The following is a 24054-nucleotide window of genomic DNA, read 5'->3' as shown; positions in this document are numbered from 1 at the left end:
GAGCGAAAAAGTGTAGAGAAAAGTCGATATAGCAAGGGTTATTACCTAGGATGCCACGCTTCTGATATTGGTAGACGACAGGAGCGGAATTATATAAAATATAATATGACGTTTGGAAATATAAATGCAGTTAGATTAGGAGTTAACAAGCGAATGATTAAAAAATTACTTAATGATTGGCGAAACAACAAAGATTTGCTTTATCACCTAACCGTATCCGAGCTGAAATCGAATACAGCTAGAACATATCTTGGAACATTATGGTGGATTGTCGATCCGATTCTGTATATGGCGATTTATTATTTTCTCGTAGGGATTGTGTTAGATCGAGGTGGAGACGATTACGCTGTTTATCTTTTTACAGGTTTAATCCCGCTTAAATGGGCAACCGCTTGTATGGTAGATGCGACTACAGCGATTTCTTCAAAAGCGAGAATTTTGCAGCAGGTCTATGTGCCGAAGCTAACCTTTATTCTAGTGAGACTTGGTGTTAACACATTTAAGTTTCTTGTGAGCTCTGTCATTATGGTTTTGTTCCTCTACTTTAGTGGAGTGGAGTTGACAGTTAACGCATTGAATTTCTTTATATTAATCGTATTGAACCTTCTTTTATTGCTACCAATCATGATTATTATGGCTCATATTGGCGTGTACTTAAAGGATATTAAGAACATGATGCAATACATTTCGCGCACATTGCTTTATCTATCTCCAGTACTCTTTCGAATGGAATCGGTGCCTGAAAATATAAGAGGTCTTCTTTACTTAAATCCTTTTACAGATTTTCTAGTTTCCTATAGAAATATCTTACTTTATAAAGGCCAGCCACTGTGGGATAATCTCTTCATCATATTAGCGATTTCACTAGTCCTATTGTTTATTGGACTACGCATTTTGAACAAATACGACAAACAATATGCCAAGGTGATTTAATTGAAAAAGGACATTATTGAACTTAAAGATATTTGGGTTTCTTATCCTGAGCATTCAGATAATCCATTGAAACAATTGCTTAGCAAAGAAAAAAAGCAGTTTTGGGCATTAAAGGGTCTAGATTTCACTGTAAAGAAAGGTGAGGTTCTTGGTATTATCGGTCGAAATGGCTCAGGAAAGAGTACCCTTTTAAAGCTCATGAGTGGCTTAATTGAACCAGATCAGGGAGCTTATCATGTTGAAGGGAAGCGGCCGATGCTACTCTCTCTTGGTGCAGGGTTTCAACCTGAGTTATCTGGAATCGAGAATATTTACCTAAATGCCCTTCTGTTAGGAAATCGCAAAAAGAAAATCGATGATAACCTTGAAGCGATTATTGAATTTTCCGAGCTAGACGACTTTATTTATAAACCGGTAAGAACGTATTCATCCGGTATGAGAGCAAGACTTGCGTTCTCTACTGCTATTATGCTTGACCCAGAAATTCTATTGATTGATGAAGTTCTCGGGGTAGGGGACTCTGCGTTCCAGAAAAAATGTAAAGATGCCATATTAGAGAAAATCCAACAGGATCGGACCGTTATTCTCGTTACGCATTCATCAGGTCTTGTGAAGCAGATCTGTGATCGGGTTGTCTGGATTCACCGCGGTGAGCAAAAAGCGGTTGGAGATACGAAAGAAATTGTCGAGCAGTATGATGAATTTATGAAGGCTAAGAAAAAATGAAGCACATCTTAATGGTTCTTTTTAAAGACATTGATTACGATGCACGGGTTCAACGTGAAGCCATTGCGCTTGCCGAAAGTGGCTATCAGGTAACCATTTGCTGTTTAAATGAATTTGATACTGATCCGCCTTTTTTGCATGAATTGATCAAGATTAATAAGCTAGCCATTTCAACAAAACAGGCAAAGAAGGGAATGGCTACTGGACCGTCGCGAAAACCATCTGTTGTAGCGAAAATGGTTAGAAATCCAGCCGTGAAGCTGGCGAAGGATCAATATGCCAGCTACGAGTTTTACAAAAAAGTAAAGGGAACGATGGCTTCTGAAACCATTCATGCGATTCACTGTCACGATTTAAATACGCTCGATACCGGTAAGCGTTTAGCAGAACATTTTCATAGCAAGTTGATTTACGACTCCCATGAACTTTTTAATGAAATGACCGGTCGCAATCCGCTTGATCGACGTTTTGGTTATTATTTGGAAGGCAAGTTAATGAAACATGTTGATCGTTTTATTACCGTAAATCCGTTTTTGATCGATAAATTCAATAAACGCTATGGAGAACTACCACCCTCAATTTATTTGCAGAATATACCGCTCCTTCGTTTGGAACAAGAGCGTAAAAATGATCATTATTTTCATCATCTTTTTGGGATACCTACTGATAAGATCATTCTTCTATATCAAGGAGGGTTCTCGAAAAATCGCGGAATTGAGCTTTGTGTCAGAGCCATGAATCATTTGCCTGATCCGTATCACCTTGTTTTGCTTGGCGATGGCGATATAAAGGGAGCACTTGAGCGTTTAGTGGACGAACAGAAGCTCACCTCAAGAGTGCATTTTCATCCTAAAGTACCGCCTTCAGAAATACTTTCACTAACAAAGGAAGCAGACATTGGACTCGTGATGTACGAAAATGTAAGCGAAAATAACTATTATTCTACACCGAATAAAATATTCGAATATATGTTAATGGGGCTTCCAGTAGTATCTTCTAACCATCCAGGGAAAGCCTATTTATTAGAAGAATATGACTTTGGTTTACCTGTTGCAGAAGATGAACTAGCCATTGTAAAAGGTATTGAAGCTATTCAGCAAAGAAGCGATTATTACGTACAAAAATGTAATGAAGCGAGTAAAGTATTGAATTGGCCGAATGAATCCCGAAAGTTAATTCAAATGTATGGTGAATTATTTTCCAAGTAAGTAAGGAGAATTCGTAGATCTTAATTTCTGAAGTTACTGTGAGTGAGGAGTTGTAATTATGAAACTTGTCGTAATGGGCCTTGGATACATCGGGTTACCGACTGCTGTCATGTTTGCAAGGCACGGCGTTCAAGTGCATGGCGTGGATATTAATGAGCACGTGATCGAAACGTTAAAAAATAAGACGCTTCACATTGAAGAGCCTGGTCTAGGTGAGATGCTGGTTGAAGCAATTGATTCAGGTCATTTAACTTTTGGAACAGAACCGGTGTCAGCAGATGGTTTTATTATTGCTGTACCAACGCCAGTTAATCCTGATAAAACGGCGAACTTAAATTATGTGCGATCGGCGGCTAAAATGATTCAGCCTTTACTAAAGGAAGGGAACCTGGTCATTCTTGAATCAACAAGCCCTCCTGGCACGACGCTGAAGGTGCTGTCACCTATTCTAGAGTCATCGGGCTTAAAAGTCGGAAAAGATTTGTATGTTGCTTATTCTCCAGAGCGGGTATTGCCGGGTAAATTACTGGATGAACTTGTTCATAATAATCGAATAGTAGGCGGCGTGAATGCTGACTCGAGTATAATGACAGAGAGAATTTACAAAATCTTTGTAAAAGGAATGATTCACCAGACTGATGCAACTACTGCAGAAATGGTAAAATTAATGGAGAATACGTATCGGGATGTGAATATTGCGTTAGCTAACGAATTGGCGCGTATTGCAGAACAGGTGGGATGCGATATTTGGAAAGCTGTCGAGTTGGCTAACTGCCATCCAAGGGTTAACGTACACTCACCTGGCCCAGGTGTTGGAGGGCACTGCATCGCAGTTGACCCCTGGTTTCTAGTTGAAGCAAGCCCAGGAGATGCTAAGTTGATTCAAACAGCGCGAGCAATCAATGATGATGTCCCGAAAAGGATCGCCAACCAAATTAAGGAGCGAACTGAAGGAGTTGCGAACCCAAAAGTATCTTTACTTGGACTTGCTTATAAAGGAAATATTGGTGATGCGCGTGAAAGTCCATCACTGACTATATTGCAGGAACTCGAAGATATGGAAATTGAGTGTGCAGTTCATGATCCATACGTAGTCGATAAGCGGATTAAAAACCAATTTGATACAGTAGAAGAAACTGTACGCCATTCAGATTGTCTCATTATTTTAACAGATCATAATGAATATAAGGCGTTAGACCTTAAATCTCTAGCTCCTTTGATGCGTCATACGTTGCTTTATGATACGAAGAATTTAATAAATAAGGAGCAGGCAGAGAGTGCTGGCTTCCGTTATGAAAAAGTAGGGGAATCCCAAATCAACACGAATTTATTACATTTATAAAGGATGAATGAGATGAAGGAAGCATTGTTAACGAAGTTTGAAACAGGTAATGCACGTGTAGGAGTTATTGGACTTGGCTATGTAGGACTTCCCCTTGCGGTTGAAATGGCACAAAAGGGTTTTGAAGTATATGGAATCGATGTATCTAAAGAAAAAATGGACATTCTAAATAACGGGAAGAGTTATGTAATGGACATTTCTGATAACCAAGTAGAGGCCATTATTGGTAAGAACTTCTTCCCTGGAGATGATTTTTCAGTTATCTCTAAATTGGATGCTGTTAGTATTTGTGTCCCAACACCTCTTGCTAAAACAAAAGAGCCAGACGTTTCTTACATCAATGCCGTTGTTGAAAAATTGGTTGAGTTTATGACAGAAGGAACGCTAGTTGTTCTTGAAAGTACAACTTATCCAGGAACAACAGATGAATTGATTAAAGCTGTCATTGAAGAAAAGACTTCTTTCCGTGCGGGTGAAGATTTCTTCCTTTGTTTCTCACCTGAGCGTGTCGATCCAGGTAACCAGCAGTTTAATACAAAAAACACACCTAAAGTGCTCGGTGGTGCAACAAAGCCATGTCTTGAACTCGGAGTCTCTCTTTATAGCTCGTTCCTTGAAAACATCGTTCCTGTTAGTTCAACAAGCGTTGCTGAAATGGTTAAGCTTCTTGAAAACACTTTCCGTAGCGTTAATATCGGTCTTGTGAACGAGCTAACGATGATGTGTGATCGAATGGGAATCAATGCTTGGGAAGTTATTGATGCAGCAGCTACGAAGCCATTTGGCTATATGCCTTTCTATCCTGGTCCAGGAATTGGTGGACACTGTATTCCGCTTGATCCAGCTTATCTTTCGTGGAAAGCAAAGATGTTTAATTTCTATAACCGTTTCATTGAACTTGCAAGTGATGTGAATGGAAACATGCCACGCTATGCGCTTAATCAAGCTGCAGATATTTTAAATGATAATGAGAAGTCCATTAAAGGATCTAAAATCTTTATTTTAGGTATGGCATATAAGAAAAACATCGATGACCTACGTGAATCTCCAGCACTTGAAATTTATCGCCTTCTTGAAGATAAGGGAGCACACGTGTATTATCATGATCCGTTTGTTTCAAGCTTTAAGAATGGAGAAGAAGTTGTTTATTCCGTTGAGCTCAACGACCAGAACCTTGATGACGCTGATCTCGTTGTCATCGCGACTGATCACACAACAGTAGATTATGATTATGTCATTGATCGTTCTAAGCTCATTTATGACACACGGAATGTAACAAAGAACTACAAAGATTCGAAAGGTAAAGTGACGCTACTAGGTGGACAGCAGAACTTTGATCTACCGACGAATGTTGAAGAAAACTCAAGTGTGAATCCTAAGTAATTGAAGTAAAAGGAGAATTCTACATGAAATTTGATGTTAGCCCATTTTATACAGAAAATATCGAGGTTTCTATTAATGAGGGTTGCTTAAACAACAAAATGATCGCAAGCGGAAGAAAAGCAAATTCCCTTCTTATTCTTTCTGGTAATGGGGAAACACAAGCTTCATTAGAACTAGCGAGACTTGATCAACGTGTGAAGGAGCTTGTTCGTTTTGATGAGGAACTGCAACGAAAGAGTGAGTCATATCAATCACTGCCACGAGAGCTTCAGGAAAATATCATAATTCAAAAAGCGAATTTCTATCGTTCAGAAGAGCTAAGCTCATACCAAACAGACATGGTGCTTTTAGAAGGAAGCTTTACAAAAAGGTTCTTTGAAGAAGCATTTCTTGGAACGTTACATGGTTTAGTTTCCGAAGACATCAATGGTACGATTGCAGTCAAATTACCAATGAATGAAGAAATTACAGAGGACATTTCAGAAGTTGTTCTTTGCTTAAACCAATTTTTCATAGCAACTTCTATGGGGTTTGAAGAGGGTTATTTCTTTTTCCTGGGAGAACCCCGGACTGCACTTCCTGAAGAACGGATCAAGCAAGAGGTTACAAGTGGCCTACTAGCTGCGATTTTGAAACTTGAGAAAGCACTCCAAAAGTTGAATCAAAGTCATCCTGTGGTCCAAGAAAAGAGTGACAATCAAGAAAATGATGAGATTGCAAAAGCGGTGGCAAATCAGAATCTTGATCAAATGATTCAGCAACAGTTTCAAATTCGAGAGCTTAGTGAACAGCTTAAGGTTCTTAAAAATGATTCAAAAAAGAAAGAAAAACAGATTACTCAGATCACAAAGAAATACAACCGTGCTCAGCACATCGTAAACCACTTGGATTCAAATGCGTCGGCTAGATATTTAATTGGTGATGCTGTCATGGGATCAACAAAATCATTCGGTCGAGCCATTCGACTTCCGAAGCGACTTGTTCAAATTTACAGGGACGCTAAAAATGGTAAATTAGGTCGAATTAAGAATGGTTCTGGATCATTTGAGATTGAACCGATCGATGATGGAAATGCCATTCTCTTTGTACCAACTAACGGGGCGGGTCTTGGACATCTCACGAGATTACTGGCTATTGCAAGACGAGTAAAGCGTATTGACCCATCTAAGAAAATTATTTTTCATACGACGAGTTCAGCCATGCACTTGATATTGCAAGAAGGGTTTCTAGGTTACCACTTACCTTCCAAAATGCTCTTTCCTAAAGAAATGAGCGCAAAGCAGTGGAATGCGATGCTACGTGATCATCTTGAAACGGTTATTAGTATTCACCAGCCAGAAACGATTGTTTTTGATGGTGCGTTTCCTTATGCGGGTCTTGTTGCCTCAATGCGTAAAAAAGACGGATTGAGAAAGATCTGGGTGAAGCGAGGACAGCATAAAGAAGGTAAAGCAGAGTTAGTGGAATCGAAAGAAGCAGAATTCGACGAGGTTTATGTTCCAGGTGAAGCTGGTGGGGAAAACAGTATGCGAAAAGAAGGAATGAAAACGTACTGTGAGCCAGTGTTATATCTTGATCGAGAAGAGCTAAAGGATCGTGAGAGTGTTCGTCGACAATGGAATATCCCAGAAGGTATGAAGATGGTGTATGTTCAGCTTGGAGCAGGTAAAATCAATGACATTCATTCAACGATTTCTATTCTTCTTAATGAACTGCTAAAGAGAGATGATGTTTTCGTGGTAATTGGGGAATCCATTATTGGTAATCGAATGGATTTAAAAATGGATCGTGTTCTGACACTAAGAGACTATCCGAATTCGATTTACTTCAATGCTTTTGATCTCATCGTTACAGCTACTGGCTATAATACATTCCACGAAGTGATGTATTTTGGAGTGCCATCGATCTTAATTCCCAATGAGAATACAAAAACAGATGATCAGGTGGCAAGAGCCATGATCGCTGGAGACGCTGGGGCTGCAATCGTCTTAAGAGATCCAGGCGCTACTGATTTTGAAAAAGCGATTCAAGAAGCTCTTGATGAAGAGAACAATCGAAATATGAGGAAAAGTGCTCTTTCACTTATGAAGGAGAATGGAGCACAGCAAATGGCTGAAATGATTGTTCAGAATGTAGCAGCTAATAAATAGAATTGGATTTGGGAGAGTGAAGATGATGAAACGAAAAATTCTAGTGCCAATCGCATTTAATAACTGGGCTTTAACAGATGTGAATGAGAGTCGTTTAACGAAAGAATGGATTGACCATCGTATGGAGATTTTCATGAAATACACATGCAAAAGTCTTAAAGCCCAAACGAACCAGGATTTCACTACAATTCTTCAGTATGATCAGCGTTCAGAAGAGCATGTGATGAACGCTCTTAAACAGCACGATCCACTTCCAGATAATATTAGATTCGTGCCTAAGAATGCCTATAACAAAACATTAGAACGTGAAATTCAGGACTATGATGAAGTGTACTTCGCCCGCATTGATTCTGATGATATGTACCACAAAGGTTATTTTGATTTTCTAAAAGATCATCAGCCAGTTGAAGGTACTGAGGCACTTATCAACCAGTATGGCTATTTTTATGACGAGTATTCAGATAAAGTAGCAACTGCCAAAATCAAATCACCACCTTTTTATACACTTATTTATAACGTTGCTGAATATTTAGAAGGAAAGCGCCACCCTGTAAAAGGGCATTTATCGGTGCACAGCCTGAAACATGAATTGTTAAAGCCAAGAAACTATGTGCAAGTTATTCACTCGAATAATATGTCTACATCATTTGAAAATCGCTACATCGATGGATTAGTTGAAGATGAGAATGAAAAAAATCAAATTCTCCGTAATTTCTGGGGATAAACGTTTGTATGAAAAGCTGTCGGGTTGTGCCGACGGCTTTTTTTACTAATAGTTCTTGGTGTTTATGCGCTAAATGAAAGCGACTTAGAAAATAGCGATAAAATAAGTGGAAGCTTATTTGTAAATAGAAGCAAGAACCCTTCATGCGATTGATTTCATAATAAAGAATGCCACCTCATTTTTTAACAGTAGCTTTAAGGAAAGATGTAAAACATTCGAAATTTACCATTTAATCCTTTTTTGATCATGTGGAATCATATATAATTCAAATAAATGGTATTCAATTAATCAGCTGCTTTGGCAGTAGAATCAGGAGAATGGTATGTTGAAAAATCAATTAACACATTTACAAAATGAGTCATTTACCATTCCTGAATCTCAACGCTCCAGACTAAGGTGGTGTGGGTCTAGAGCTTCAGGGCAACATATACTTCACATTAGTCAAAAACCAGGTATTCTCTCGATCATTAATCAAGATCCTCAGCTAGATGTTGTAAATATTTTCGCTAGTGAAGACTCGGTAGTTCTTACTCATCCACTAAGTAAAGATTGTGTAAGTACCTTTTGGTCGGGGGATTTGAAGAGCGAGATTCCTTTTCCTATGAATTACTTCGATGCCATTATTACGGAAGACACGTTAATCGAAGTTATGTCTTCGCAGAATAAAGAAGTCCAGAGATTACTTAAACCGAATGGGAAAATAATTGTAACTGAAGCATTAGAACATGCAGGAGAATTAAGAGATGAGTGGGAAACACTATTTCATAACTTTGAAGAAATTGATATGCGCATTGATGAACACTACGTGAGTTGGGTTGGACGAAATGTTGTAAATCCCCCTACAGATTATGGGGAGGCAGGGAAAGCTTTTCTTGAAGAAATAAGAAAAGTCATAGTGAAAAAGAAAGCTAAGCGTGCTGCCTTGTTACAAAAAGAGCTAGAAACGAAAAGAAATGAGGAAGTAGTTAGGCTTGAAGAAAAGAATAAACTTCTTATGCTGCTCCCTATTATCAAGAAAAAGCACGAAGCGCGAATTGATCAAATCCAGTTAACGAGTGATGAGAAAAAGCGCATTCTTCAAGAGCCGGAAGAAACGATAGTGAAACTTAACAAAATGAGACCTGAAGAGCAATTAGCTCATTTTTCAACGTTAGGAAAAATGACAATTGTCTATTGGGATTCCGAAGTATTTAGAAAAAATAGTCTTAAGCTTGCACATCAGTTAGTGGAAACACTGAGGAATAGGGGTAAAAATGTCGTTTACGTCTATGAAGAGGAAAACGAATTGATAAATCCCATTCACCTTGATGGATCGAGGTTCTTACAAATTTCAACTTCTGAATTCTGGAGAAGCCTCCATTTATTTGAAGAGCCAGAAATGTATATTACTCATTCTGATCTCCAAATAGCCAAAAGAATGGGGCGATTGCAGTGGAAGAAATGGAGTATCTTCTATTTACCAGAAAAGATAGTAGATCGTGAAGCTCACTTATTTCTGATGAATAGTCTTGATCCAAGTCACTTTCTAGTGTCAATGGGACGCATGCATCCCATTAAATTAAGGGAAGAAAATCCTGTAGTGAACACATTAACTAATGAATCTTCTCGTATTGTAATCGGTTTTGTTGGTGATCTTGGAAAAGACTGCATTGATTATCAAGCAATGAAAGATTTGCTCGTGGAAAACAAAGGTCTAGGTATAGAGTTAATAGGGTACAATCTACCAGATTCAAAGCCTATCAACTCGAAAAGACTTACGATCAGAGAGTATGCAAACGATGTTGATTTAATGAAAAGAGTCGGAAGATGGACAGGTGGCATCCTTCCATTTCGATATTCGGCGTCAACCTCCGCGCTTGTAAAGATGGAAAGCTTAGGCATTCCTATATTTCGTATTAAAGAATGGAGTGCTCCACTAGAAGATCAGGAAGTTATTTCTTATGGTAGTGGAGAGAAAGTCAGTGTCTTGTTAGAGGAAGCTGTCTTACACTTAGAGGGGAGGAACGCTCGTTGAAAATCCTCTATATTTATCGCTATTTATTACTAGGTGGAGTGACGACACAACTTGCGAATAGACTTGGGTTTCTAAAATCGATTAGTGATCCCCACTTTATCTTTCTATCCGATCATGGGGGACAGACTGCCTTTGGAGATTACGAGAAAATCCATGTTATGACAGAACCATTGACCATCTATCAGTATATAAAAGAACATGATTTCGATTTAATTATTGCAATTGACACGAAGGAAATAACGGACTACTTAATAGAAGTTCATTGCAAGACCCCCATTATTCAAGAAGTACATGGTATATCTTATAAGCTAAATTATTTAGTAGAAGAGGATCAACGCCATTTCCAGGGGTATATTGTGCCTTCGAATTATAGTAAAAACAGAATTATAGAAGATTATTCTGCACCCGAAGAGCGAACATATGTCATTCCAAACTGTCTAGATACGACATTGTTTTCCCCCAAAGAAGTAGAACCGATTACAAATAAAAAGATCATTTGTTGGGTTGGAAAACTCAATGATCATAAAAATTGGCAAGGTTTTTTGGACCTCGCAGCACGAATTTCTCAGAAGAGAGATGACTGCGTTTTTTGGATTGTCGGTGGAGAGACTGCTTCGTCAAAAGCAACTAAGCACCTTTTTCAGGAAGCAAACAAGCGAGAGCTCAGTATTCACTGGATAGACCGGATGGAGTATAGTGAAATGCCAAAGCTGTATGCAATGGTGTCCAAAAGCGGTGGTTGTACAGTGAGCACTTCCAAAGGAGAATCGTTTGGGATGAGTTTGATTGAAGCGATGGCTTGTGGATGCCCTGCAGTAGCACCGAGGGTTGGAGCTATTCCTGAAATATATCTGGGGGATTTAGGGCGCCTAACATATGAATTACACGATTTGGTAGCGTGTGAGTCTATTGTGGATAGTCTCCTTGATAATGAAAAGGAACGAAATGAGCAAATTCAAAAGGGAATTCAAAAGGTACAAAAACACTATTCAATTAATCAAGTCGTCACCCAATACTTTGAGCTACTTCAAACATTATCTACTGTTCAAAAAGTCTGGTAAAATACCGGGCTTTTTGTATGTCGTCCACTTCTACTCGTAAATAGCTATTGTTGTTAGCGACAATAGTGGATGGAACAAATTTAACAATAGGAATTATGAACTGAGTGTAAATTTTTGTTTACACTTCTGATCCATTCCTCAATCAACTTTTCTTTCGAATCATAACGAAGTATAATGAAAGAAGTGTTTTTATGTCGTATTCTGGTTAAGAGGGAAAGGATTCATTATGAAGATTTTATATATATCTCAACATTTCCCGCCCGAGATAGGTGCAGCTCAGGCGCGCGCCTATGATATGTCAATGAACTTGGTAGAAGAAGGCTGCGATGTAACAGTAGTTACATCATTTCCTAATCATGTTTCTTCCAAAAAAATATTTCAATCGAGCAAGCATCTTGGTTTAAATGTTATTCGTACTTTTGTCGTACAAGATACAAAAAAGAGCAAGCTCAGAAGAATGCTGAATTACTTTTCATTTATGACAACCTCTATCATAGCCGGATTATTTGCTAAAAAACCTGACGTCGTCTTTGCTACTACCCCTCAACTTTTTGTTGGGCTTTCCGGTTATGTATTAAGTAAACTGAAACGTGCCAAATTCGTGATTGAAGTTCGAGATTTATGGGTGGATTTTGCAGAAGTTTTAAATCAAATTAATAATAAAAAATTATTAACGCTGGCTCGGAAATTAGAATGGTTTCTTTTTAAGCAAGCTGATCATATTGTTGTAGTTACGCATGGGTACAAACAATACCTTATTGAAAAGGGGATCCCTGAAAATAAAATCGATGTGATTACTAACGGTGTTAATCCAACTGAGACAGGAGTTTTAGTACCTGAAGAGGGAATGAGGATTCGTGCTGAGCACGGTCTGGAGAATCAGTTCATTATTTTATATGCGGGTAACATGGGAATTGCTCAAGGCTTGAAAACTGTACTTGAAGCGGCAAATTTTCTGAAAGATGTCTCTTCGATTACCTTTGTTCTTATTGGTGAAGGGGCTGAGAAAGAACGTTTGCAACAGTATCAAAAGGATAAAGCTCTTCAGAATGTTCTGATCCTCGACAGCCGTGCCAAACAGGAATTGAACGGCTTTTATGCGGCTGCTGATTTATGTCTTGTTATTTTAAAGAATCATCCTCTGTTTGAAATTACGATTCCTTCAAAACTATTTGATTGTTTGGCTATGAATAAACCGATTCTATTAGGAATTGGTGGAGAGTCAAAAGAAATTGTCAAAAGTTTAAATGCTGGACTATTTTTTGAACCAGAAAATGCTGAGTCGCTTGCGAACGTTGTGTTAGAAGCGACTTCTAATCCTAAAATTATGGAGTTATTAGAGAAAGATGTACGAAGTAAAATGTTGTTAAAATATAATCGTCAGGAGCTATCCAAGAACCTGGCTCACTTATTAGAATCTACTCAGGACAATGTAAAAGGTTGGTCGCAATGAAAAAAGTGTGTGTCATCACGTCTATTCATTCTCCATATGATGGACGTATTTATCATAAGCAATGCAAAAGCTTAAAAAGAGCAGGCTATGACGTTGTGTTAATTGCTCCAGAGCCTGAGGTGGCTGAATCTGAAGAAATTCCTCTCATTACCTTTAAACGTCCTTCAGGTGTAAAGGAGCGTCTTAAGTCAACTTTTCATTTGTATAAACTTGCGAAAAAAACAAAGGCGGATCTTTATCATTTTCACGACCCTGAGCTTATGATTGTAGGGGTTATGATCGAGGTGTTTCTTAAAAAGCCAGTTATTTATGATGTGCATGAGCATTACCCGAATACAATCATGGGGAGGGAATATATTCCTTCTTTAGTGAAAGTCCCTATGAAATATGCCTATGTTGGCATTGAAAAATTGGCGTTAATGAAAATGAGCGGTGTGATTTATACCACAGAAGAAATTGGTCGTCGTTATCGCCACTATAATGGGTGTAAGATTGAAAATTACCCTCTCAAACAAATGTTTCCAGAAGCAGCTAAAGAAAAAGATAAAAACCAAATTATCTATTTGGGGGGAATTACGAAAATTAGGGGGGTATTGCAGCTGCTTGAAGGTTTTGGAGAAGTTGTGAAAAAAGCTCCTTATGCGAAATTGCTCTTTCTTGGTAGTTTTGAATCGACTGCATTTAAAGAGGAAGTAGATCAACTTATAAACAAGTTGGGTATTGATCTGAATGTAACGTTCATCAGCAGGGTACCATACGAACAGATATCGGCATATGTCGAACGTTCTGCCATTGGGGTTCTTCCGTATCTACCTTACCCCAACCATCTTGTTGCCCTTCCTAACAAGTTATTTGAATATATGGCTGCTAGTAATGCTATTATCGCATCAAATTTCTCGCACTATGCGAAAGTAATCGAGAATAGTCAGGGTGGCTTAGTTATTAATCCCGAAGATCCTAAAGATATAGCCATGAAACTAACTCAACTTCTTAGTTCCCCGAGTAAAACAAAAGAGCTCGGTGAAAATGCCAGAAGAGCCTTTGAAAACACGTACAATTGGTCTTGCGAGGAAAAAAAACTGCTTGAATTTTACCATGCTTTATTAACAAGGTAGCGGTGAAATTGGAGAAGCTTGAAAGAAGCGGGGAATTTTAATGAAAAAGCAATCAAGAATAAAAAGAAGGCGGAAGAAAAGCTTATTTCGCAGACTGTTAACGTTTGTACTGTTGATCGTTCTTGTCCTTATTGGTTATGGTGCTTATCTTGCCTATAATGCCTATGATGCAGCATCTGGCTCCTATCAGGGATTATCTCGAGGAGAAAAATCAGCCCTTCGTGATGCGGAGGTTGCAGTAACGAAGGATCCAATTTCGATATTAATCATGGGAATAGAGGATTATTCTACAGGCGGCGAAAATGGTCGGACCGATACGCTAATGGTAGCGACTGTTGATCCAGATTCAAAAAAAGTCAAATTACTAAGTATCCCTAGAGATTCGAGAGTAGAGATTGTTGGTAAAGGGATTGAGGATAAAATTACTCACGCTCACGCTTATGGTGGAACAGAAATGACGATTAACACTGTAGAGAATTTCTTGAATATTCCAATTGATTATTATGTGAAAGTGAACTTTGAAGGATTTAAAGATGTGATCGATGAAATCGGCGGTATAACGGTGGACGTCCCATTCGATTTCATTGCGCATACCGATGTACCAGGTGGTAGAGCAACGTTCACAGAAGGCCCAATGAACCTCGATGGAACAGAGGCACTAGCTTATGCACGAATGCGTAAGGATGATCCTCGCGGTGATTTCGGTCGAAGTGATCGACAGAAGCAGGTTATAAAAGCTGCGATGGACGAAGTTTCAACAGCATCAGGTTTACTAAAGTTGGACGACATTGCTCAGCACATTGGAAATAACATCGAAACGAACTTGAAGCCAACTGAATTATTTGCTCTTCAAAAAGCTTATTCTGGTGTAAGCTCATCTGATATCGAAAGCCTTACAATTGATGGTTCGGATGAAAGGATTAACAATGTGTATTATTTTAAACCAGATGAAGAAAGTGTAGCTTCACTTAGTCAGCAACTAAATGCTACTTTAAATTCAACTAAATAAATGAAAAAAAGCATCCGCTTATGGATGCTTTTTAACGTTTCATTGTACTTGTAAAAACAAGTAGTTTTTTTAATGTATTGATTAAAGGTTTCCGCTGATTCCCAATTAAACCAATGAGTTCTGCCGTAAACTGAATCACAACAAGCAATAAGATAAGCAAGAAAAGTGATCCCCACAGCGTAGACGCTGAGAATAGAATGGCAGTAATACCAAAGAAAAAGCTGAGAAGGTAAATAATGATCACGGTAGATTGGTGAGAAAATCCAATAGCTAGTAAACAATGATGGATGTGAAATTTATCAGGCGTTGAGATTTTTTGCTTTCTTAATATTCGTCTAATGATAGCAAAGAATGTGTCAAAAATGGGGACTGCAAGAATGATAACAGGGATGATCAAACTAAACACCGTCACACTTTTGAATAATCCTAGCATAGACATTACTGAGATGGCAAACCCAAGAAAAAGAGCTCCGGTATCTCCCATGAAAATGCTTGCAGGGTGAAAGTTGAAGATCAGGAAGCCAAGAGTACTACCTATTAAAATCACGGCTAGTGCAATGACTACAAGTTGATGGTCAAGAATGGCCATTGTTAAAATAGAACCTAAGGCGATAGTGGATACACCTGCAGCTAATCCATCAAGACCGTCGATTAAATTAATGGAATTCGTTACCCCAACAATCCACAATACTGTAATAAAAAAGCTCATAAATCCGAACTCAATTCTACCTACGAATGGAAGTGAAACGAATTCAACCTGAAGTCCCGATGAGGCAACAATAATAGCGGCAATAATTTGACCAACAAGTTTAACTTTCGGTGAAACAGCCAGTTTATCATCAAAAACGCCCAAAACAATAATGAGTGTTCCAGCGATAATAATTTCTGGCATATACGGTGAATAAGGACTAAGATATAAAAAGCCTGCGACAGTACCTGCAAAAATAGCAAGTCCGCCAGCTGAAGGCATAAGCCCTTTATGAACTTTCCGTTGATTTGGTTTATCGGCTATTTTAAATTTAAGTGATACATATTTAACAATTGGTGTAGCAATGATAGCGACGGTTATAGAGATGATAAACGCTATGATATACTCTGTTAACGAATACAATAAAATCCCCCTCTAACTGAGGAATAGTAATTCATTCCTTTCATATCATATCAAAATAAGTGTGTATTGCAAGAGGTTTCTTAGCGTGCATTCTTTCAAAATCACTCATGGCATTACTATCTTTCCCGAATAAGGGACTTTCATGTTGAATGATAGAGGTACATTTAATTACCAATACCCTTTAGAATTAATAAGTAATCTTTTTAGACATCATATTCTTTATAGAGTTGTCCATTTGAAAGGATTTTCGCCTGTCCACTTGTAATATTCGTCATCCATTCAGTAAACTGCTCTTCTAATCCGCTTTGGATAAGAGTTTGAACTTGTACATTCTCCATATAATCAATCTGATCTAATAAGTAATTCGATGAACGAATTTCATTTTCGACTTTCCCTAATAAAGAATAATCAATTTCTGTTGTCATTTTTTCCATTAGTCTTCGCTCTACGATTCCAGTCGCATTCAGCCCTTCTGAAACCGATTGACCGTAAGCGCGAATTAAACCGCCTGCGCCTAGTTTAATTCCACCAAAGTAGCGGGTAACGACTACCGTAGTATCTTTTAGGTTTCGTTTTTTTAACACTTCAAGCATTGGTACACCTGCTGTGCCCGATGGTTCTCCATCGTCGTTAGCTTTCTGGATAAGGTCTTGCTCTCCAATTAAATAAGCTGAACAATTGTGCGTAGCACTTGCATGCTCTTTTTTGATCGATTGGATGAATTCTTGCGCTTCCTCTTCGGTTGGCGTCCTTTTTACATGTGCAATAAATCGTGATTTTTGTATAGTGATTTCGTTTTTTCCATCACCTTTGACTGTATAATATGAAGTAAGCATTTGGTTAACCTCCAGATAATCATTGAACATTCTTTAGAATGAAAGGGATTTGTTTCTTACCATCGAATAGTACATAATTAAAGATTGTGATTTAAGAGGGAAAGTAATAAGTTCGGTTAGTGTCTTTCTTATTATAAGTTTCTTAAATTAATCCATCAAATATATATCCTCAAGTCATAAAAAGACGGTCAGATACGAATTTTGTAAAAGAAGTACTTTTGGACTATCTTTTCTTAGTGTCCGTCCCTTGAAGGAATGGAGGGGTTAGCTTGGATTTTCAGAAGCTTGATCCAAATTCATTAGATGTCATTCTTGACAGGACAATGGAGAGTATTAACACAAGTAAATCAAAATTGTTCGAAATTGGAGAGCTGTCTCATGACGAATGTCAGCAGATCAATAATCAACTTCAATTATTAAAAGAAGAATTAGAGACCGTTCAGGGTCTCAGGCAAGAAAGGCTTCATATGGACAGAATCGCTCGAGCTGAGCTTGTAAAGATTAGTAAGAACTTTCAAGACTATGGAGAGCCGGAGATTAGAAACGCTTATGAGAAGGCTTCAGAAGCCCAAATTAAGCTATCTGTTAGTATGGAGAAGGAATCGCGCCTTAAAGACCAGATTGCAGATCTAGAACAGCGGATTTCTTCACTTCAAAATACGTCGGAAAAAGCCGAGTCTTTTATGAGCCAAATCTCAACAGTTCTTAGTTATCTTGGAGGAGAGCTAAGACTCTATGGTGAGGTCATTGAAGACGCTAGAAGAAAACAAGAGTATGGGCTTAAAATTATTGAAGCACAGGAAGAAGAGAGAAAGCGTCTCTCAAGAGAAATTCATGATGGCCCGGCCCAAGTTCTTGCGAATGTGTTATTAAGGTCACAGTTAATTGAACGAATTTATGAGAAAAAGGGAAAAGATGAAGCGTTCAAGGAAATAAAGGATATGAGATCCTTAATTGAGGATGCTTTAAAAGAAGTTAGGCGACTTATTTATGATCTTCGTCCAATGGCTTTGGATGACCTAGGTCTAGTGCCTACGTTATTAAAATATTTAAATAAAGTGGATGATCGCTCAGAGGCAACGATATATTTCGATTATTTTGAAGGGATCCAACGACTTCACGTTCGGCTTGAGGCAGCGATCTTTCGACTTGTACAAGAAGCGGTGCAAAATGCGCTGAAGCATGCTGATGCAACTGAAATAAGTGTTGACCTGAATCTTGATGGTGATAAGATTGTGGTAACCATTGAAGATAATGGAATTGGCTTTGATGTGAACGTTCGTAAAGATCAATCTTTTGGATTGATTGGAATGAAAGAGCGTGTCGGTTTATTAAATGGGACAATTCAGGTTCAATCAACGCCGAACAAGGGTACATATATATTGATAAGAATCCCGATTCATGAACAGGAGGGCGTGTAAGAGATGTATGCAGCTAAAACCAAAACGAAAATTATAATAATAGATGACCATCGCTTGTTTCGCGAGGGAGTTAAACGTATTTTAGACATGGAAGATGATTTTGAAGTGATCGCTGAAGGTGATGATGGGGATGAAGCACTTCGTCTTGTCGAAGAAAATAAACCTGACGTGGTCTTAATGGATATTAATATGCCGCATGTGAATGGGGTAGAAGCAACAAGACAGCTTATTGAACAAGTACCGGAGACAAAAGTCATTATTTTATCAATTCATGATGATGAAACATATGTCACGCACGCAGTGAAAACAGGGGCAGCAGGGTATCTATTGAAAGAAATGGATGCAAACTCTCTTGTTGAGGCTGTTAAGGTTGTTGCATCTGGTGGAGCTTATATTCATCCTAAAGTAACGCATAATCTTGTGAATGAATATCGTCGTCTTGCTACGGAAGGTAAAAGACCATCGACTCAAATTGGTTACAAAGAAGTTGAGTATCGTAAACCACTTCATATTTTAACACGTCGAGAATGCGAAGTTCTTCAACTGCTAACAGACGGAAAAAGCAATCGCTCTATAGGTGAAGACCTTTATATTAGTGAAAAAACGGTAAAAAACCATGTTTCCAATATTTTGCAAAAAATGAATGTAAACGACCGTACTCAAGCGGTAGTAGAGGCAATTAAAAAAGGATGGGTTAAGGTGCGCTGAGGCGTGCCTTTTTTCTTTGGGGTATTCTACTTGTTATGAGAGGTAAAGGTAAAGAGAAAACAAAATGAAGACAAAAAAATAGCCTCCAATTTTGGAGGCTATTTTTTGTACCATTATGCGCGCTTTGCACCGAGGTAACGTGGAGACCAGTAAGAGTTATCCATGTCACTGATTGTTACTCCGTATGAAGAAGAAGAGTGAATGAACTGACCGTTACCGATATAAATACCAGCGTGAGACGGGCCGGATTTATAAGTTTCAAAGAATACAAGATCCCCAACAGAAGGTGAAGAAACTTTGTCTGTTGCGTTCCAGATGCTAGCTACAGTACGTGGGATGGATTTACCAGCTTTGTTGAATACGTATTGTAGGTAGCCGCTGCAGTCAAAACCAGATGGTGTAGTTCCAGCCCAAACATATGGTACACCGATGTATTGCTTAGCAATAGATACGACAGAAGAGTTAGATGTTGATGCACTTTTTACCTGTGATGAAGAAGATGAGCTTACAGAAGAACCATTAAGTGCTGCAAATGTGTTTGATCCTGCAATGCCATCGACGCTAAGACCATTTGCACTTTGGAAGTTACGTACTGCTTGTTGTGTAATGGATCCATAAATGCCGTCAACGGAATAGTTGTAGTAGCCTTTTGATTTAAGCTGACTTTGTAGATTTGTTACACTTTGTCCACGATCACCGTGACGAAGTGTGCTGCTGTATGTATTAGAAGAGCTGCTTGATTTAGATGAAGTTGAACCTTTTAGTGCGCTAACTGTTTGTGGCCCTACAACACCGTCTACGCTAATGCCTGCGCTACGTTGGAAGTCGCGAACGCCATCTTCAGTAATATTTCCGAAATATCCAGTTGCTTTATGGTAATCAAAATAGCCTTTATTATCAAGTTCATTTTGTAGTTGAGTTACGTCAGAGTTGCTCATGCCATTGTATAGGGTACGGTCGCCTAGTGCTGCTTCACTTACGTTTGGTGCTAATAAAAGAGTACCTGCGAGTGTAGTAGTGATCACGACTTTCTTAAACATATTATAATTCCCCCTGATTTATAAGTTAAAACCTTTTATTTTCTCTATCACGATTGCTAGTTTACATGATTGAGATAACAGGAGGATGAATATAACATTACAATTATGTAACAGAATACCTGCCTAATTTACTAAAAGTTTCATTTTACGACATTTACATTAAAAAATATGGTGAGTAATGGTTGACAAATTATGTGAAAAATATTATAAGCTTTTGTTGGCACAAAGCCAAAAATGCTCTATCATTAACTTGACTGGTTTTTAACGTAAATCGTATGAAGTACTTAATAGATTGAAGAGAGGCGTTAATATGAAGACAGTTGCTATTGTAACAGATAGTACGGCTTATATACCTGAATCAATGTTAAATGAATACGAAGTGACGATGGTTCCGCTTAGCGTAATATTCGGTAATGAATCCTATTTAGAAGAAAGAGAAATACAGGCAGAGGATTTTTTTGAAAAAGTAAAGAAAGAAGATGAGCTTCCTAAAACTTCTCAGCCTTCTATAGGAAGTTTTGTCGAAGCATATGAAACATTAGCTCGTTCACATGATGAAATTATTACGATTACTCTTTCCAGCGGTATCAGTGGTACTTATCAGTCAGCTCATTCAGCTGGAGGAATGATTGAAGGCGCGGACGTTCATGTTTTTGATTCAGAGATCAGTTGCATGATGCAGGGTTTTTATGTTCTAGAAGCAGCACAAATGGCGCAAGATGGCTTTAAAAGTAAAGAAATATTAAATCGTCTTCATAAGATAAAAAGTCAAGGGACGAATGCTTATTTCCTTGTGGATGATCTTAGCCATTTACATCGAGGTGGCAGGTTGAATGCTGCACAGCTTGTAGTCGGAAACCTTCTTCAAATAAAACCCGTACTAACTTTTGAAGATAAAAAAATTGTTCCATATGAAAAAATTAGAACTCGAAAAAAAGCATTAAATAAACTGATGACGCTATTTGATGACGCTGCAAAAGGCGGAGGTATCATTAAAGCAACTGTCATCTATGCAACGAATAAAGAAGAAGCAGAGCTTTTGAAAGCTGAATTAGAAGAAAAATACGCGAACGTAAGCATTATTTTAAGTTATTTCGGACCAGTTATTGCTACACACCTCGGTGAAGGTTCTCTTGGACTCGGCTGGTATCGTGTATGATCGTTAAAATCGAAAAGGAAGCAAACCCATGAGGTTTGCTTCCTATGTGTTAAATAACCAGCAAGTATATATACCTGAATTGCTTAATCAACCTTCTTACTCCCTCAATTTCGCTCCAATTGGTATGTTCAACTCGATTCCCACTCAACCGCAAAATCCCGATTTTCACCCGAATGTTCAACTTATGAATTTTTTATATGGAAGGCATTTATTAATCGATGAAATCCCTTACTCATTTCTTGAACTTCATGAACACTATTTAAATGGCTATCTTCATTTTGAACCCGGTATTCAAAGCATTGATGGAAAAGCAACTTGTATGAGGTGTGGAAGTACTGATTCATTTTCATTTTTCGCGTGCTCGCGCTGCCATAGTAAGAACTGTAAATATTGTAGAAAGTGTATCAGAATGGGAAAGGTAACATTTTGTTCTCCACTATATTCCATATCCAAGTGGATACCAAAAAATGAAGATAAAGCTGTTTTAGAGTGGTCTGGCACATTGTCGGATGGTCAAAAAGAAGCTTCTAATGCTGTTGTCATGGCTATTCAACATAATCTTACTCTCCTTGTATGGGCTGTTTGTGGTAGTGGTAAAACAGAAGTGTTATTTAATGGATTAGCTCATGCCCTCACCAATCAAAAGTCCGTATGTATTGCTACGCCACGTACAGATGTTGTATTAGAATTAGCTCCACGCCTACAAAAGGTCTTCCCTAGTCTTGTGATTTCTCCCTTATATGCAGGTCATTCCGATGCTCATTCTCATTTTGTTGTTTCTACGACGCATCAATTGATGCGTTTTAAGAATTACTTTGATGTCATGATCATTGACGAAGTAGATGCGTTTCCATATAGTGTGGATTCTTCTCTTCAATACAATGTTGAAAAAGCGAGAAAACAAGGCGGTTCCCTCATTTATTTAACAGCAACACCTTCACCGTTGATTTTAAAAAAAGAAAATCTACAAATCGTACGGATTCCCTCAAGGTACCATGGTTTCCCACTTCCTATTCCATCTTGTCATTGGAGTGGCAATTGGAGAAAGAAAATAAATAAAGGTTACCTTCCTCATATATTAATTGAATGGATAAAGAAACAAGTATCTGAGCGAAAGCCCGTCCTCTTATTTCTTCCATCCATAAAAATCATTAATCAAACAAAAGCTGTATTTGAAAAAAATCACTTCCGATGTGAATCTGTTCATTCTGAGGATGAAAATCGAGCCGAAAAAGTTCTCCGTTTTCGAAAAAAAGAAATCCCTATTCTCCTCTCATCGACTATTCTCGAAAGAGGCATTACGATTGAAAATATATCAGTAGCCGTGCTAGGAGCAGAGGATGAGGTATTTACAGAGAGTGCCCTGGTGCAAATTGCCGGAAGAGCTGGAAGAAGTAAGAGATTCCCAGATGGAGATGTTCGCTTTTTTCATTATGGTAAAACAAATGCCATGTTAGAGGCTATAAAACAAATTAAGAAAATGAATGTTGAAGCGAGGGAGAAAGGTTGGCTCAATTAAATCGTTGTACTATGTGCGGGGAAGATGTAAGTCGAAATGTATCATGGAGCTGGTTGGTCGGTATACAAAGTGACCCGGATTGTTGTGAGCTGTGCCGTAAGCAACTTGTGCTAATTGAGGGAGACTTATGTCGGAAATGTGGGCGGCCTCTAAATAAACTTCCTAGTAAATTTGTAGAAAATCAATTCTGTTCTGATTGTAGAAAGTGGGAGGAAAAAGGATGGGGAAAAGTTCTTATCCATAATAAGTCGTTTTATGAATACAATGCTTTTTTGAAAAACACGCTTGCTCTTTATAAATTTAGAGGGGATGTTGAAGTGGGAAGAGTATTCTCACAGTTGATTCAAAAAGAGTTAAAGAAATCTTATCCCTTTATCGATCAAGTTATTCCAATGCCAACTAGTAAGGAAAGACTCTATGAGAGAGGTTTTAATCAATGTGAGGTTTGGATTGAAGGGACATCATTTGAACAAGAGTCACCACTGATCCGAATCAAAAACGAAGAAAAGCAAAGTAAATTGTCCCGAGAAAAAAGAATGAATCGTACAGAAGACATGTTTCGCGTAACAGAAGGATCTGCACTAAATGGAAAAAAGATACTTTTATTAGACGATCTTTATACAACGGGAACAACCATTCACTATGCAGCGCTCACCCTAAGAAATGCAGGTGCATCTGAAGTTTATTCCCTTACATTAAGCAGGGGATAAAGCAATGTCGAAAAATATTCAAGAAAACGCCTTCATTCGAGTTATATCAACAAAAACACCCCTTTGCCAGTGTGTAAATATAAACGTATAATAAATATGTGGCACTGCCATGAAGATTTTTGAAGGGAATGTTGAACAAGATGCAGGGAAAAGTAAAATGGTTTAACAATGAAAAAGGATTTGGCTTTATTGAAAGAGAAGATGGCGACGACGTATTCGTTCATTTTTCAGCAATCAGTGGGGAAGGATTCAAATCCCTTGAAGAAGGCCAAACAGTTGAATTCGAGATTGTTGATGGAGCTCGTGGACCACAGGCTGCTAACGTAGAAAAAGTATCTTAAATTAAATTAATCGCTTAAAGCTCCTATCATTTGATAGGGGCTTTTTATTTTTAAAAGCTATTTTAGTTTATACTGATGTTTTTTTAGATTA

Annotated in this window: 21 protein-coding genes; 18 read left to right on the top strand and 3 right to left on the bottom strand. The window is 38.2% G+C overall.

What is annotated here, in order from left to right:
- Nucleotides 1–153 precede the first annotated feature (153 nt).
- From AC0VYJ_RS18780 to AC0VYJ_RS18725, 12 genes are all read left to right on the top strand, one after another.
- The gene (locus tag AC0VYJ_RS18780) at nucleotides 154–933 is read left to right on the top strand and encodes an ABC transporter permease (RefSeq protein WP_475365866.1); all 780 of its coding nucleotides are present in this window, start codon (nucleotides 154–156) and stop codon (nucleotides 931–933) included.
- Nucleotides 934–1659 carry an ABC transporter ATP-binding protein gene (locus tag AC0VYJ_RS18775; RefSeq protein ID WP_194218730.1) on the top strand — a complete coding sequence of 242 codons (726 nt, stop codon included), beginning with the start codon at nucleotides 934–936 and terminating at the stop codon, nucleotides 1657–1659. It begins immediately after the preceding gene.
- Nucleotides 1656–2867, top strand: coding sequence for a glycosyltransferase (locus tag AC0VYJ_RS18770; protein WP_475365865.1), 1212 nt, complete (start codon nucleotides 1656–1658; stop codon nucleotides 2865–2867). Before AC0VYJ_RS18775 ends, AC0VYJ_RS18770 begins: the two co-directional genes overlap by 4 nt.
- A gap of 58 nt (nucleotides 2868–2925) precedes the next feature.
- Complete coding sequence (locus AC0VYJ_RS18765; RefSeq protein WP_430245836.1) at nucleotides 2926–4209, top strand: nucleotide sugar dehydrogenase; 1284 nt, start codon at nucleotides 2926–2928, stop codon at nucleotides 4207–4209.
- A gap of 12 nt (nucleotides 4210–4221) precedes the next feature.
- Nucleotides 4222–5592, top strand: coding sequence for a nucleotide sugar dehydrogenase (locus AC0VYJ_RS18760; protein ID WP_194218733.1), 1371 nt, complete (start codon nucleotides 4222–4224; stop codon nucleotides 5590–5592).
- A gap of 23 nt (nucleotides 5593–5615) precedes the next feature.
- Nucleotides 5616–7742 carry a glycosyltransferase gene (locus tag AC0VYJ_RS18755; protein WP_475365864.1) on the top strand — a complete coding sequence of 709 codons (2127 nt, stop codon included), beginning with the start codon at nucleotides 5616–5618 and terminating at the stop codon, nucleotides 7740–7742.
- 22 nt (nucleotides 7743–7764) lie between these two features.
- A complete protein-coding gene (locus AC0VYJ_RS18750) occupies nucleotides 7765–8466 on the top strand; it encodes a glycosyltransferase (RefSeq protein WP_475365863.1) in 702 nt (233 codons plus the stop codon).
- A 325-nt stretch (nucleotides 8467–8791) separates the two neighbouring features.
- Nucleotides 8792–10480, top strand: coding sequence for a class I SAM-dependent methyltransferase (locus AC0VYJ_RS18745; RefSeq protein WP_475365862.1), 1689 nt, complete (start codon nucleotides 8792–8794; stop codon nucleotides 10478–10480).
- Entirely contained in the window at nucleotides 10477–11541 is a 1065-nt protein-coding gene (locus tag AC0VYJ_RS18740; protein WP_475365861.1) for a glycosyltransferase family 4 protein, read from the top strand. The genes AC0VYJ_RS18745 and AC0VYJ_RS18740 overlap by 4 nt, the downstream gene beginning before the upstream one ends.
- A gap of 226 nt (nucleotides 11542–11767) precedes the next feature.
- A complete protein-coding gene (locus AC0VYJ_RS18735) occupies nucleotides 11768–12994 on the top strand; it encodes a glycosyltransferase family 4 protein (protein ID WP_475365860.1) in 1227 nt (408 codons plus the stop codon).
- Entirely contained in the window at nucleotides 12991–14109 is a 1119-nt protein-coding gene (locus AC0VYJ_RS18730; protein ID WP_430245848.1) for a glycosyltransferase family 4 protein, read from the top strand. Before AC0VYJ_RS18735 ends, AC0VYJ_RS18730 begins: the two co-directional genes overlap by 4 nt.
- 40 nt (nucleotides 14110–14149) lie before the next feature.
- Complete coding sequence (locus AC0VYJ_RS18725; RefSeq protein ID WP_475365859.1) at nucleotides 14150–15118, top strand: LCP family protein; 969 nt, start codon at nucleotides 14150–14152, stop codon at nucleotides 15116–15118.
- Between the two features lie 31 nt (nucleotides 15119–15149).
- Here AC0VYJ_RS18725 and AC0VYJ_RS18720 read toward each other — a convergent pair whose 3' ends face one another.
- On the bottom strand, nucleotides 15150–16229 hold the full coding sequence (locus AC0VYJ_RS18720; protein WP_226615308.1) for a glycosyltransferase family 4 protein: 1080 nt from the start codon (nucleotides 16227–16229) through the stop codon (nucleotides 15150–15152).
- A gap of 203 nt (nucleotides 16230–16432) precedes the next feature.
- Complete coding sequence (locus tag AC0VYJ_RS18715) at nucleotides 16433–17065, bottom strand: YigZ family protein (RefSeq protein ID WP_430245852.1); 633 nt, start codon at nucleotides 17063–17065, stop codon at nucleotides 16433–16435.
- A 269-nt stretch (nucleotides 17066–17334) separates the two neighbouring features.
- Here AC0VYJ_RS18715 and AC0VYJ_RS18710 point away from each other — a divergent pair, with 269 nt between their 5' ends.
- Both AC0VYJ_RS18710 and AC0VYJ_RS18705 read left to right on the top strand, forming a co-directional pair.
- Nucleotides 17335–18486, top strand: a complete 1152-nt coding sequence (locus AC0VYJ_RS18710) for a sensor histidine kinase (RefSeq protein WP_430245854.1) — start codon at nucleotides 17335–17337, stop codon at nucleotides 18484–18486.
- A 3-nt stretch (nucleotides 18487–18489) separates the two neighbouring features.
- Nucleotides 18490–19194, top strand: coding sequence for a response regulator (locus tag AC0VYJ_RS18705; RefSeq protein ID WP_159785070.1), 705 nt, complete (start codon nucleotides 18490–18492; stop codon nucleotides 19192–19194).
- Nucleotides 19195–19307: 113 nt separating this feature from the next.
- Here the strand turns inward: AC0VYJ_RS18705 and AC0VYJ_RS18700 are convergent, their stop codons facing one another.
- Nucleotides 19308–20234, bottom strand: a complete 927-nt coding sequence (locus AC0VYJ_RS18700; protein ID WP_404683329.1) for a C40 family peptidase — start codon at nucleotides 20232–20234, stop codon at nucleotides 19308–19310.
- A 310-nt stretch (nucleotides 20235–20544) separates the two neighbouring features.
- Here AC0VYJ_RS18700 and AC0VYJ_RS18695 point away from each other — a divergent pair, with 310 nt between their 5' ends.
- The 4 genes from AC0VYJ_RS18695 to AC0VYJ_RS18680 all read left to right on the top strand — a co-directional run bounded on the left by AC0VYJ_RS18695 (nucleotide 20545) and on the right by AC0VYJ_RS18680 (nucleotide 23963).
- On the top strand, nucleotides 20545–21393 hold the full coding sequence (locus AC0VYJ_RS18695; RefSeq protein WP_430245857.1) for a DegV family protein: 849 nt from the start codon (nucleotides 20545–20547) through the stop codon (nucleotides 21391–21393).
- 409 nt (nucleotides 21394–21802) lie between these two features.
- Nucleotides 21803–22912 (top strand): ATP-dependent helicase ComFA, encoded by a 1110-nt coding sequence (locus AC0VYJ_RS18690; RefSeq protein WP_475365858.1) that lies wholly within the window; start codon nucleotides 21803–21805, stop codon nucleotides 22910–22912.
- Nucleotides 22913–23229: 317 nt separating this feature from the next.
- Nucleotides 23230–23622 (top strand): ComF family protein, encoded by a 393-nt coding sequence (locus AC0VYJ_RS18685; RefSeq protein ID WP_475365857.1) that lies wholly within the window; start codon nucleotides 23230–23232, stop codon nucleotides 23620–23622.
- A gap of 140 nt (nucleotides 23623–23762) precedes the next feature.
- A complete protein-coding gene (locus tag AC0VYJ_RS18680) occupies nucleotides 23763–23963 on the top strand; it encodes a cold shock domain-containing protein (protein ID WP_194218747.1) in 201 nt (66 codons plus the stop codon).
- The last annotated feature ends 91 nt before the right edge of the window (nucleotides 23964–24054 follow it).

The organism is Anaerobacillus sp. 63XJN7_5_ISO-PGPR-S23-430, assembly GCF_056173695.1.
Note: the sequence above shows the minus strand (reverse complement) of the source record. Positions and strands in the feature narration are given on the sequence as shown.